At 70.0% G+C, this 12,511-nt stretch carries 12 protein-coding genes and 1 riboswitch; of the genes, 9 read left to right on the forward strand and 3 right to left on the reverse strand.

Features of this window, described 5'->3' with window-relative positions:
- Positions 1-17 precede the first annotated feature (17 nt).
- On the forward strand, positions 18-605 hold the full coding sequence (locus QN315_RS03725; protein WP_323991554.1) for a polysaccharide biosynthesis/export family protein: 588 nt from the start codon (positions 18-20) through the stop codon (positions 603-605).
- Here the strand turns inward: QN315_RS03725 and QN315_RS03730 are convergent.
- The gene (locus QN315_RS03730) at positions 577-2,244 is read right to left on the reverse strand and encodes an APC family permease (protein ID WP_323991555.1); all 1,668 of its coding nucleotides are present in this window, start codon (positions 2,242-2,244) and stop codon (positions 577-579) included. The genes QN315_RS03725 and QN315_RS03730 overlap by 29 nt on opposite strands.
- An 89-nt stretch (positions 2,245-2,333) precedes the next feature.
- On the reverse strand, positions 2,334-4,670 hold the full coding sequence (gene metE, locus QN315_RS03735) for a 5-methyltetrahydropteroyltriglutamate--homocysteine S-methyltransferase (protein ID WP_323991556.1): 2,337 nt from the start codon (positions 4,668-4,670) through the stop codon (positions 2,334-2,336).
- A 104-nt stretch (positions 4,671-4,774) separates the two neighbouring features.
- A riboswitch (cobalamin riboswitch) is annotated at positions 4,775-4,988 on the reverse strand.
- A gap of 64 nt (positions 4,989-5,052) precedes the next feature.
- On the opposite strand from metE, the gene QN315_RS03740 reads away from it, so the two are divergent.
- From QN315_RS03740 to QN315_RS03750, 3 genes are all read left to right on the forward strand, one after another.
- Positions 5,053-6,003, forward strand: a complete 951-nt coding sequence (locus QN315_RS03740; RefSeq protein ID WP_323991557.1) for a metalloregulator ArsR/SmtB family transcription factor — start codon at positions 5,053-5,055, stop codon at positions 6,001-6,003.
- 72 nt (positions 6,004-6,075) lie between these two features.
- On the forward strand, positions 6,076-7,014 hold the full coding sequence (gene metF / locus QN315_RS03745; RefSeq protein WP_408904580.1) for a methylenetetrahydrofolate reductase [NAD(P)H]: 939 nt from the start codon (positions 6,076-6,078) through the stop codon (positions 7,012-7,014).
- Positions 7,015-7,092: 78 nt separating this feature from the next.
- Positions 7,093-7,284, forward strand: coding sequence for a hypothetical protein (locus QN315_RS03750; protein ID WP_246285783.1), 192 nt, complete (start codon positions 7,093-7,095; stop codon positions 7,282-7,284).
- A 28-nt stretch (positions 7,285-7,312) separates the two neighbouring features.
- Here QN315_RS03750 and QN315_RS03755 read toward each other — a convergent pair whose 3' ends face one another.
- Positions 7,313-8,152, reverse strand: a complete 840-nt coding sequence (locus QN315_RS03755) for a DUF2459 domain-containing protein (protein WP_323991558.1) — start codon at positions 8,150-8,152, stop codon at positions 7,313-7,315.
- Positions 8,153-8,188: 36 nt separating this feature from the next.
- Between QN315_RS03755 and QN315_RS03760 the strand changes: the two genes are divergently transcribed.
- The 5 genes from QN315_RS03760 to QN315_RS03780 all read left to right on the forward strand — a co-directional run bounded on the left by QN315_RS03760 (position 8,189) and on the right by QN315_RS03780 (position 12,412).
- Positions 8,189-8,566 carry a LacI family DNA-binding transcriptional regulator gene (locus QN315_RS03760; protein WP_323991559.1) on the forward strand — a complete coding sequence of 126 codons (378 nt, stop codon included), beginning with the start codon at positions 8,189-8,191 and terminating at the stop codon, positions 8,564-8,566.
- Positions 8,491-8,949, forward strand: coding sequence for a substrate-binding domain-containing protein (locus QN315_RS03765; protein ID WP_408904581.1), 459 nt, complete (start codon positions 8,491-8,493; stop codon positions 8,947-8,949). The genes QN315_RS03760 and QN315_RS03765 overlap by 76 nt, the downstream gene beginning before the upstream one ends.
- An 82-nt stretch (positions 8,950-9,031) precedes the next feature.
- Positions 9,032-9,886 (forward strand): shikimate dehydrogenase, encoded by an 855-nt coding sequence (gene aroE, locus QN315_RS03770; protein WP_323991561.1) that lies wholly within the window; start codon positions 9,032-9,034, stop codon positions 9,884-9,886.
- A 209-nt stretch (positions 9,887-10,095) separates the two neighbouring features.
- Positions 10,096-11,073, forward strand: a complete 978-nt coding sequence (locus QN315_RS03775) for an aldo/keto reductase (RefSeq protein ID WP_323991562.1) — start codon at positions 10,096-10,098, stop codon at positions 11,071-11,073.
- 256 nt (positions 11,074-11,329) lie between these two features.
- Positions 11,330-12,412, forward strand: coding sequence for a 2OG-Fe(II) oxygenase (locus tag QN315_RS03780; RefSeq protein ID WP_323991563.1), 1,083 nt, complete (start codon positions 11,330-11,332; stop codon positions 12,410-12,412).
- Positions 12,413-12,511: the final 99 nt, after the last annotated feature.

Genomic DNA, 12,511 nt, shown 5'->3' on the forward strand with positions numbered 1-12,511 from the left:
AAGACCGGAGGACCTTGATGACTGCTTATTTTCCGCGCCGCATGCCTGCGCCTGTTCGCATTGTCTGCCTGGCGGCGCTGGCGGCGCTGGCCGGCTGCGCCCCCGGGAGCAGCCTGCCGCCGATGCCGCCGCCGGCCAATGTGGCCTACCGGCTGGGGGCGGGCGATCAATTGCGGGTGCTGACCTATAACGATCTGCAACTGACCAACAGTTTTACCGTCGGCGACAACGGGCGGATCGCCTTTCCGCTGATCGGGTCGATCCAGGCGTCCGGCCTGACGACGCATGAGCTTGAGAGTGCCATCACCTCCCGCCTGGTGGCGGAGGGCGTTCTGAACCATCCCAGCGTGTCCGTCGAGGTCACGCAGTACCGGCCGATCTTCGTCCTGGGCGAAGTCGCCCATCCGGGGCAATACCCCTATATGCCGGGCATGACGACGTTGAGCGCGGTGGCGTTGGCGGGTGGCTATACCTATCGCGCGATCACCGATTATGCCGGCGCGGTCCGCTCCGGCCCGGACGGCCAGGCCGCCGAAGGACGGGTGAAGCGCAATTCCCTGCTGCAGCCCGGCGATGTCATAACCGTCTATGAGCGATATTTCTGAATTCCGGTGCGGCGGGCGCGTCGGCGGCGGTGGCCGGGGCGGGCGGGGAATCGTCCTCCATCACGGACAGGTCGGGCACGGCGCGGGCGCTGCGCACGCCCCAGGCGCAGAACAGCAGCGAGATCGCCGCCACCGCCGCCAGGTCCCAGCCGTAGGGAATCCAGCCCCGCCCGCCGAACTGCCGGCTGCCGGCATAGGACAGGGCGGCGATGGACGGCAGGTAGGCCATGAACCACGCGGCATGGCGGATGGCGGCGCGGTGGCGTGCCCAGCCATCGTCGCGGCGGAACCAGGCATAGACCGGCAGCAGCATCACCATCAGCAGGATGATGTCGCCGCTGAGCGGCCAGCGGGCCCAGTAGAGCAGCAGCGAGGAGAACATGAAGGCCAGCGCGCCCACCACGCGCATGGCCGGCACGCGGACCGGGCGCGGCCGTTCGGGCAGGGTGCGCCGCAGCGCCAGGGCGGCGATCGGCAGCATCATGTAGGAGATGATGGTGCAGACCGAGATCACCGACGCCAGGATGCCCCAGCCGCGAAAGAAGAACAGGAACACGAACGCCACGGCGAGATTGAACCACAGCGCCGGGCGCGGCACGCCTGAAGAGGGATCGATCCGGCCCAGCAGGGCGGGCATGGTGCCGTTGCGCTGCATCCCCAGGGTCATGCGGGTGCTGCTGGCCAGGTGGGTGGCGCCGGCGCCGCTGGGGGCGAGGAAGGCGTCGAAATAGAGCAGCATCGCCAGCCAGTTGAGGTTGAAGGCGATGGCCAGTTGGGCGAAGGGCGACGAGAAGGACAGCGCCGCCCAGCCCCCTGCCCCGGGCCGCACCGCGCCCAGGAAGGCGCATTGCAGCAGCAGGTAGATCACGGTCGCCAGCCCGACCGCGCCCAGCACGGCGATCGGGATGCTGCGCCCGGGGTTGCGGGCCTCGCCGGCCAGGTTGAGCGGGCTTTGGAACCCGTTGAAGGCGAAGACGATGCCCGAGGTGGACACCGCCGTCAGGATGCCCGACAGGCCGTAGGGCATGAAGCCGCCCAAGGACGCGCCCGGGGGCGTGCCCGAGGGGTCGGCGCCCACCAGGTTGCCGGGGTGGAAGGCGCTGGCGAACAGGGCCAGGGCGGCGCCGGCCGGCACCACCAGCTTGAACACCGTGATCATGGCGTTGAAGCGGGCGAAGAAGCGCACGCCCCAGAAATTGAGCTGGAAATAGACCACCACCAGCAGGGCGGCCACGATCAGGCCGGGGGGTGTCAGGGTGCCGGCCTGGTAGAGGTGATGGGCCCAGGGGAAGGACCAGGAACTCATGTATTGTACCGAGGCCTCGGCTTCGACCGGGACGACGCTGACGATCGACAGCCAGTTGGCGCCGGCCGCCATGAAGCCGACCAGGGGGCCGTGGGTGAGGTTGGCATAGCGCACCATGCCGCCCGCCACCGGGAACATGCCGCCCAGCTCGGTGGCGACGGCGGCGATGACCAGCGCGATGAAGGCCCCCAGCAGCCAGGCCAGGGTGGCCGCCGGACCGGCGGTCGAGGCCGCGCGTTCCGCCCCGAACAGCCATCCCGACCCGATCATGGCGCTGAGCCCGGTGAACATCAATTGCCAGGGGCCGAGCGCGCGATTGAGGTGGGATGACACGTTGGGGGTTCTCCGGCGGCTGGATGCGAGTCGCGACTGTTTCATCCAGCCAACCCGGTCTCGCGCCCCGGCGCAAGGCGCGGGGCGCTTCAGGCGGCGCGCATCCGACGCGCGGCGTCCACCATGGCGGCTATGGCGGTGCGGACCTCGGGCCATTTGCGGGTCTTGAGCCCGCAATCGGGGTTGACCCAGAGCCGGTCGGGGTCGATCCGGCCCGCGGCGGCGCGCAGCAGGTCAAGCATCTCGCCGGCGGCAGGGGCGCGGGGCGAGTGGATGTCGTAGACGCCCGGACCGATTTCCGCCGGGTAGCGGCGCCCGGTGAAAGCGTCAAGCAGGTCCATCCTGGAGCGTGCGGTCTCGATCGAGATGACGTCGGCGTCCATCGCGGCGATGGCGTCGATGATGTCGTTGAATTCCGAGTAGCACATGTGGGTGTGGATCTGGGTCGCGTCGGCCACGCCCGAGGCGGCGATGCCGAAGCAGGCCACCGCCCAGTCCAGGTAAGCCTGCCAGTCGGCGCGGCGCAGGGGCAGGCCCTCGCGCAGTGCGGCCTCGTCGATCTGGATGATGGCGGCGCCGGCCGCTTCGACGTCCGTGACCTCGTCGCGGATGGCGAGGGCGATCTGGCGGCAGGTCCGTTCGCGCGGCTGGTCGTCGCGGACGAAGGACCAGTTGAGGATGGTGACCGGGCCGGTCAGCATGCCCTTCATCGGCCGGTCGGTCAGGGACTGGGCATAGCGCCACCAGGCGACCGTCATCGGTTCGGGGCGCCGGACGTCGCCGTAGATGATCGGCGGGCGGACATAGCGCGAGCCGTAGGACTGGACCCAGGCATGGCGGGTGAAGGCGAAGCCGGACAGGCGTTCGCCGAAATATTGCACCATGTCGTTGCGTTCGAATTCGCCGTGGACCAGCACGTCGAGCCCGGCTTCTTCCTGCCATTGCACGGCGCGGACGATTTCGGCGCGCAGGAACGAATCATAGGCCGCGTCCGACAGGGTGCCGCGGGCATGGGCGGCGCGGGCCTGGCGCACGTCGCCGGTCTGGGGGAAGGAGCCGATGGTGGTGGTGGGAAAGGCGGGCAGGCCGAGCCGGGCGCGCTGCGCCGCCTGGCGGACGGCGAAGGGCGAGGCGCGGCGTGCCTGGGCGGGGTCGATCGCCGCCATCCGCTGCTGGACCGACGGGTCGTGAATGCGCGGCGAGGTGCCGCGCGACGCGGCGGCCGCCGATGCCGCGTCCAGCTCGGCCCGCACCGCGGCCGGTCCGTCATTCAGCGCCCGGGCCAGGGTGGCGAGTTCGGTGATCTTCTGCACCGCGAAGGCCAGCCAGGAGCGGATTTCGCCGTCCAGCGCGGTTTCGCGGTCGAGGTCCAGCGGGGTGTGCAGCAGGGAGCAGGACGGGGCGAGCTGGATGGTCCGCCCGGCGCGCACGGCCGGGGCGATGCGGTCCAGCAGCGCCTGGAGGTCGGCGCGCCAGACATTGCGGCCGTCGATGACGCCCAGGGACAGGACCAGGTCGGGGCGCGCCGCCGCCAGGACGGGGCCGAGCTGGTCCGGTGCGCGCACCAGGTCGATATGCAGCCCGTCGACCGGCAGGGCGAGCGCGGTGTCGAGATTGTCGCCCAGCGCGCCGAAATAGGTCGCCAGCATCAGGCGCACCCCGGCGCCGGCCGCGAGCTGCGCATAGGCGCGGTCATAGGCGGCGCGGGCCGCGTCGGTCAGGTCGGTGACCAGGCAGGGTTCGTCGATCTGCACCCAGCCGGCGCCGGCATCGGCCAGGGCGCGCAGGATGGCGACATAGACCGGCAGCAGGCGCGGCAGCAGCGACAGCGGGTCGAAGGCGCCGCCGCGGGCCTTGCCCAGCAGCAGGTAGCTGATCGGCCCCAGCAGGACGGGGCGGGTTTCGATGCCGAGCGCGCGGGCCTGGAGATACTCATCCACCGGCTTGGCCGAGGACAGGCGGAAGACCTGATCGGCGGAGAATTCCGGCACCAGGTAGTGATAGTTGGTGTCGAACCATTTGGTCATTTCCGCGGCGGGCAGGCCCCCGGCGGTATCGGTACCGGAGGCATCGGCACCGGCGGCATCGGCGTGGCCGTGCGCGCAGCCTTCCGCCGCGTCGCCGCGGGCCATGGCGAAATAGGTCGCGCTGTCGACCGGGCCGCCGGACCAACCATAGCGGGACGGGATGGCCCCGACCATGACCGACATGTCCAGCACATGGTCGTACAGCGAGAAATCATTGGACGGGATGATGTCGGCGCCGCGATCGCGCTGCCAGATCCAGTTGTCCGCGCGCAGGCGTGCGGCCGCGGCCTGGAGCGCGGCCTCGTCGCCGTTTCCGGCCCAGTGTTCTTCCAGCGCCTGTTTCAGTTCTCGCCTGGGGCCGATGCGGGGAAAGCCCAGTGTGGCGACGGTGACGGTCATGACAGCCTCGACAGTTGGGGCGGGCCGGCGGACAGGCGCGCGGGGCCGGCCGCGCCGGCAGGTCGCCGGCGCGGTGGGGCGCGACCCGTCCGGACACCCCGCCGGAGGATTTCTTCGGCCATGGCAGGTCTCCTGGCTTGCGGGTCACAGCAGCCGGTCCGGCCTTCCCGGGGTCTCTCTCGGTAGAGATTCCCAGTGGCGCGGATGGACCGGTGCTCGCCGCCTACAGTTGCGGGGGCAGCGCCGGATTCGCACCGGCTTCCCTCTTCGCCGCGACGCCGGAAGACCGGGTGCGGAACCATGGCGGTCGGATTAGGACAGGAATGGAAAAAATGAGTCAATAGGAATTGCACATATAAGGATATCGTTATATGTGATGTTCATGAGCCGATCGCTTGTCATTTTCCAGGCCCTGGCCGATCCGACGCGGCTGCGGATCCTGGCGTTGCTGCGCACGATGGAACTGTCCGTCGGCGAGATCGCGCAGGTGCTGGGGCAGAGCCAGCCGCGCGTGTCGCGCCATGTGAAGATCCTGGTGGCGGCCGGGCTGGCGGAGCGCCGCAAGGAAGGGAGCTGGGTGTTCCTGACGTTGGGGACGGAGGAGGATTTCGGGCCGCTGCTGGCCGCCATGGACCGGTGGGACCGGCATGACGACGCCGAGCGCGCGGCCGACATCGCCCGGCTGAAGGCTGTGCGCACGGTGCGGGCGATGGCGGCGGAGGATTATTTCGAGACCCATGCGGCGAACTGGGACGCGATCCGCTCGCTGCATGTCGCGGAGGGCGATGTCGAGGCCGCGATCCTGCGCGTTCTGGCGCCGGAGCCGATCGGGCGGCTGGTGGATATCGGCACCGGGACGGGGCGGATGCTGGAATTGCTGGCCCCCCGGGCGGACAGCGCGGTCGGGTTCGACCGCAGCCCGGCGATGCTGCGCCTGGCGCGGACAAAACTGGCCCAGGTGGGGTTGGCCCAGGCGGGGTTGGAAAATGCGGAATTGCGGCAGGGCGACATGTATGCGCTGCCGCTGGCGGCCGGCGGCGCGGACGTGGCGGTGATGCACCAGGTGCTGCATTACGCGCAGCACCCGGCCGCCGCGATCGCCGAGGCGGCGCGGCTGCTGGCGCCGGGCGGGCGGCTGCTGGTCGTGGATTTCGCCCCGCATGAGCGCGAGGATTTGCGCGAGCGCGACGCGCATGTGCGGCTGGGATTTTCCGACGCGCACATGGCCGAATGGTTCGCCGCCGCCGGATTGCACGCCGAAGAGCCGGTGCGCCTGGATGGCGAGCTGACCGTCAAGCTGTGGCTGGGCCGCCGCGCGGCCGATGGCCGCTGAGCGCTCGCCGCCTGCTTCTTTCGTTTCCTGATCGTTTGTTTCCCGATGATGATTGCCGAGGAGCCGGCCCGCATGTCTTTTCTTTCCCTTCCCGGCCTATCTCAGCCTGGACATGCCGCCGGCCCGTTTCCGTGGCTTGCCCCGGCCGCGGCGCCGGACGCGGGGATCGGGGTGTCGTTCGAATTCTTTCCGCCCAAGACCGAGAAGATGGCGGACGGGCTGCGTCAGGCGGTGGCCGGCCTGGCGCCGCTGGGACCGCGCTTCGTGTCCGTGACCTATGGCGCGGGCGGGTCGACGCGCGACCGGACGCTGGCGGTGCTGCGCGAGATGGTGCGCGACCATGCCGTGCCGGTGGCGGGCCACCTGACCTGCGTCGGGGCGTCGCGCGCCGAGGTGGACGCGGTGGCGCGGGACTATTGGCAGGCGGGAGTGCGGCATATCGTCGCGCTGCGCGGCGATGCGGCCGAGCCTGGCGGGCGGTTCGTGCCGCATCCGGAGGGATATGAGAACGCGGCGGCGCTGGTCGCGGGCCTGCGGCGGGTGGCGCCGTTCGAGATTTCGGTCGCGGCCTATCCGGAGACCCATCCCGAGGCGCGGAGCCCGCAGGCGGACCTGGACAACCTGAAGGCCAAGATCGATGCCGGGGCGTGCCGGGCGATCACGCAATTCTTCTTCGAGGCCGAGAGTTTCCTGCGGTTTCGCGACCGCGCGGCGGCGGCGGGGATCGATGCCGAGATCGTGCCGGGGATCCTGCCGGTGGGGAACGTGGCGCAGGCCTATCGCTTTGCCGAGATGTGCGGCGCGCGCGTGCCCGACTGGATGCGGCGCCTGTTCGACGGGCTGGACGCGCAGCCGGGGGCGCGGGCGATGGTCACCACGGCGGTTGCCGCCGCGCTGTGCGCCCAGTTGCGCGCGGCGGGCGTGTCGCAATTTCATTTCTATACGCTGAACCGGGCGGACGCGTCGCTGGCGCTGTGCCGGCTGCTGGGACGGCGCGGCGGGGAATCATGACGGTGCAGGAACCGGTGCGTGGGCAATACGTTTGATTATATGCTTGTTCATGCACCCTTTTGCGGAAGGTCTTCCGATATGTCGGCCGCTTTCTCCCTGCGCCGTCCCTGCCTGCTTGCCGTCCTGGGCTTGAGCCTGCTGCCGCTGGCCGCGTGCAGTTCTTTCAGCGGCGATGGCGACGACCATCCGCCCCGTGCGCATAATGTGATCGTCGTGCCGCGCGGCACCGACGTGGTGTGTCCGGACGGCACCCAGCCGCCCTGCCCCTGAATGAACCGCCCGAACGGATCGCGCGCGTTCATCGCGCGCCGTCCGGCGGCGGGGGTGGAAGCGGGCAGAGCCGGCGGGCGGCCTGCCGGCCCTTGCGCATGACCTGTCCGGCGAAGATCGCCCGGCCGTCGGGTATGGGCAGCCCGGCCTGCCGCAGGGCCTGCTCCACCCATCCGTTGCAGGTGTGGAACAGGGTGTAGCGGCTGCGCGCCGCGTAGAACAGGCTTTCGGGCAGGTGCCCGACCGCCACCAGGCGCGGCCGTTCCTCTCGCCCCGGCGTTTCCTGCCTCAATGTCCCCTGGCCCAACGTCCCCTGGCCCGATGTTCCTTGCCCCATTGTTCTTTGCCCTGGCACCAGATCATCGCCGATGAAGGCGGAGAGGCGCGCCATCCCGGCGGGCGGGAGCGGCAGGGTGACGACGGTGCCGGGGGCATAGGCCTGCGGCGGCGCGACGGTCAGGGCGAAGACCTGGATGACGGCCGGGCCGGGGAACGGGCCGATCAGATATTCTTCCGGGCTGGAAGCCGGGGCGGTGAAGAATGTCTTCTTGCCGTAGCCGAACAGGATGGTGCGCGCGCCGGGGAAGACCTGGCGGAAATAGGCCAGCGGCCCCGTGAGGTCGGCCGCCGGGATGCCGATTTCGGTGTGCCAGCCCCGGTCGACCAGGTAGAGCGGCAGCGTGTCGGGCGGCAGGGGGTCGCAGGAGGGCGCCGGCCCCGGCGGCGCCGCGCAGCCGGCCAGGAGCGCCAGCAGGCAGAGCCGTGCCGGGGCGCGGGCCGGGCGTGCTTGCCGGATAGGCGTCCGTCGTGAAAATACCCGCATGATGCCTGCCCCGTCCGAACCGATCGCCCGAGGATCATATGCCATCGTTTCGCGCGCGTCCCGTGCCGCCGGGGTGGGCGCGTGACGCGCCGCGCCGTGTCCTCGACCGACGTCGCGCGGCTGGCCGGGGTGTCGCAATCGGCGGTGTCGCGGACATTTTCCGCCGCGGGCGGCGTGTCGGCGCCGACGCGCCGGAAGGTGCTGGACGCGGCGGCGGCGCTGGGATACCGGCCCAACCGGATTCCGGCCATCATGCAGTCCGGCCGGTCGCACATGGTCGGGGTGGTGGTGGGCGGGCTGGATAATCCGTTCTATGCCGCCGTGCTGGACCATTTCGCGGTGGCCCTGCGGGCGATGACAGCCATGCCGGCGGGTATGACGCCATGCGGCGGCTGCTGCGGGCCCGGCGGCCGCCGGAGGGGTTGTTGCCGGAGGGGCTGTTCTGCGGCAACGACCTGATGGCGTGCGGGGCGATCGACGCGCTGCGCGATGCGGGGTTGTCGGTGCCGGGCGACGTGCTGGTGATCGGCTATGACAATATTCCGCAGGCGGGGTGGCGGGCCTATGATTTGACGTCGTTCGACCAGCAGGTGGAACGGATGGCCGGCGCCGCGCTGGAGATGCTGACGGCGGCGCTGGCCGATCCGTCGGACGCGGCCATGGGGCGGACCCGCGCAGTGGCCGCGCGGCTGGTGGAGCGCGGCAGCACCGGTGCGGCGGCCAGAGATGCGGGCAGCGATGATGCGGGCGGCAGGGATGCGGGCGCCACCGGGGACGACGCGGGGGCGGACCGGGCCGGAAAGGCGCGGCGGGCGCAGGAGGTGGGTGACAGGCCTGCATAGCTATGCAACCCTGTCGGGCCGAACACGCCGCGGGCCGCCCCGGAAGGCGGACCCCAGACGAGAGCATGTCGAGGAGGCCCCAATGACGTCCCATAATTTTCTTGCCGCGCTGACCGGATCCTTTTCCACCCCGTGCGCGGACAATCCGACCGTCGCGATGATCGAGGCGGCGTATCGCCATCACGGGATGAATGCCCGCTATATCAATTGCGACGTGAAGCCCGAGGGGCTGGCGGATGCCGTGCGGGGTGCCAAGGCCATGGGGTGGGCCGGGTTCAACTGTTCGATCCCGCACAAGATCGCGATCCTGTCGCACCTGGACCGGCTGGCGGAATCGGCGGCGATCATCGGCGCGGTGAATTGCGTGGTCATCCGTGACGGCGCGCTGATCGGCGAGAATACGGACGGCAAGGGCTTCCTGACCTCGCTGACGCAGGTCATGGATCCGGCGGGGAAGACGGTCTGCCTGCTGGGGGCGGGCGGCGCGGCGCGGGCCATTGCCGTGGAACTGGCGCTGGCCGGGGCGCGGCACCTGACGATCGTCAACCGCGATGCGCGGCGGGGCCAGGATATCGCGGCGCTGATCACCGAATCGACGCCGGCCGACGCGCGTTTCGTGGCATGGGACGGGGCGTTCGCGGTGCCCGAGGACACGCAGATCTTGATCAACGCCACGTCGGTGGGGCTGGGCGACGCGGAGGCGATGCCCGCGATCGATTGCGACAGCCTGCGCCCGGGCCTGGTGGTGGCCGACGTGATCCCCAACCCGCCGAAGACCGCGCTGCTGCGCGAGGCGGAGAAGCGGGGCTGCGTGACGCTGGACGGGCTGGGCATGCTGGTCAACCAGGGGGTGATCAGCGTGCGGCTGTGGTTCGGCACCTCGCCGGAGCCGTCGGTGATGGCGCGCACGCTGGAGGATATTTTCGGCGTCAAGTAGTTCCCTCCCCCCACGGGTGGCGCCACGGGCCGGGCCCTCGCTTGGGCGTTGACAGGGGGGTGCCGGGTCTGCTGCCCTCGGTCCGCTGCCCCGGAGTCTATTGCCTGGGGTCTGCTGCCTTCGGGTCTGCTACCCTGGGGTCCGCTGTCCTGGGGCCGGCGCCCGCGGGGATGGTCCGGGGCGCGTCGCCGACAGGGAGGGAATGCGGCATGGATTATGTGCGACTGGGCCGGACGGGCCTGCAGGTTTCGCGTATCTGCCTGGGCTGCATGACCTATGGCGTGCCGGAGCGCGGGCGGCACCCCTGGACGCTGGACGAGGATCGCAGCCGGCCGCTGATCCGTCAGGCGCTGGAGGCCGGGATCAATTTCCTGGACACGGCCAACAGCTACTCCGACGGCACGTCGGAGGAGATCGTCGGGCGGGCGATCCGCGATTTCGCGCGGCGCGACGAGATCGTGCTGGCCACCAAGGTGTTCTTTCCGACGCGGTCCGGGCCGAACGGGTCGGGCCTGTCGCGGCGGGCCATCCTGACGGAGATCGACAACAGCCTGCGCCGGCTGGGGACGGATCATGTCGACCTCTACCAGATCCATCGCTGGGACCCGCATACCCCGATCGAGGAGACGATGGAGGCGCTGCACGACGTGGTGAAGGCGGGCAAGGCGCGCTATATCGGCGCGTCGTCGATGTATGCGTGGCAGTTCGCCAAGGCGGTCTATACCGCGCGGCAGCATGGCTGGACCGAGTTCGTCAGCATGCAGGACCATCTGAACCTGCTGAACCGCGAGGAAGAGCGCGAGATGCTGCCCTTCTGCCGGGACCAGGGGATCGGGGTGCTGCCGTGGAGCCCTCTGGCGCGGGGGCTGCTGGCCCGCGACTGGCGCGAGAGCACGGCGCGGCAGGAGAGCGACGACATGACCCGGGCGCTGTATTCGGGCACCGTGGCGGCGGATCGCGCGGTGATCGACGCGGTGGGGCGCATCGCGGCGGAGCGGGGCATTGCGCGCGCGCAGGTGGCGATGGCGTGGGTGCTGCAGCAGCCGGGCGTGACGGCGCCGATCGTCGGCGCGTCGAAGCCGGGGCATCTGGACGATGCGCTGGGTGCACTGTCGGTGACGCTGGAGGCGCACGAGATCGAGGCGCTGGAGGCGCCGTACGTGCCGCATCCGGTCGTTGGGTTCTGAGCCGCCGCCCGGGACCGGGTGCCGGCGGTGGTCCGATGCGCGTTTGCCGTGCGCCGATGCCGATGGCCGTCATGGTCGCTCCGCTTCGGTGCGTGGACACCCACGTTGGACGGGCCCTGACGGGTTGCCTCCGCTGACCGGCCCGCAGTTTCGGGCCGGCGCCGCGGCGGAGCCGGCGCGTGGCCGGGGCCGGGGTCGGGGCCGCGATTGACCGGGGGCGTGCCGGTCCGCCATCATGGGGCGAGGAAGGGGTTCCATGACGCTGAACATCGCTTTGCAGGTCGGCGATCCGGCCCCGTGGTTCATCGAAGCCAGTTCGGACCGGCAGGGGCCATATCATTTCGACAAGGCGGCGGGGCGTTATGCGCTGCTGTTCTTCTTCGGGTCGTCCATGCGGCCGGAGGTGCAAGAGAGCCTGGCTGTCGTGGAGCGGCACAAGGCGATGCTGGACCAGGCCAATCTGCTGTTCTTCGGGATCAGTTCCGATCCGGCGGATGCGGCGCGCCTGACGGCCGATCCGGCGGCGCCGGGGCTGCATTACATATACGACGGCGCGGGCAAGGTCGGGCCGCTGTATGGATTTCGCCCCGAAGGGCCGCCCGCCTGGCTGCTGGTGGACCCGATGTTGCGGGTGATCGCGGTGTTCGGCCATCAGCCGGGGGTGGCGCAGGGCATTTTCGAATTGCTGGCGCGCATTCCGCCCGCCGCCGCGCGGGCCCAGGCCGAGGCGACGCCCGTGCTGATGCTGAGCGACGTGTTCGAGCCGGCATTCTGTGCGCATCTGATCGACCATTACGGGCGGGTCGGCGGCGCATTGTCCGGGGTGTTTACCGAATATGATGCCGGGCAGTCGGTGCGGGCGATGGATATGCGCTTCAAGCGCCGGCGGGATTGCCGGATCGAGCAGCCGGAGCTGGTGGCGCAGATCGAGCAGCGGATTTCGCGCCGTATCGTGCCGGAGATCCGGAAAATCTTTCAGTTCCACGCGACCTATCTGGAGCGGATTTTGGTGGCCTGTTACGACGCGGCCGAACAGGGGCGGTTCGGCGCGCATCGCGACAATACGCTGGCGGCGGTCGCGCATCGGCGCTTTGCCATCTCGATCAATTTGAATGACGGATTTAGCGGCGGGGGTGTCTGTTTTCCGGAATTCGGCCCCCGCGCCTTCTCGCCGCCGGCGGGCGGGGCGGTGGTGTTTTCCTGCGGGCTGATGCACCGGGTGGAGACGGTGACAGAGGGGCGGCGCTTTGCCTGCCTGACCTTTGCCTATGACGAGGCGGCGGCCGAGATCCGTCGGGCGCATTGGAAGGACAGGCGTGGGGGGGATGGGGGGAAGTGAGAGTTTTCTTGTTTTTTTGAAGAATTCTGTTTTTGGGAGTTGTGGGAATGTGCGCGATTCGTATGTCGGCATTCGTCTCGCATTGGTCGATCAACCGTC

It is taken from the genome of Nguyenibacter sp. L1 (assembly GCF_035199985.1).
GTDB classification, from domain to species: Bacteria; Pseudomonadota; Alphaproteobacteria; order Acetobacterales; family Acetobacteraceae; genus Gluconacetobacter; species Gluconacetobacter vanlangensis.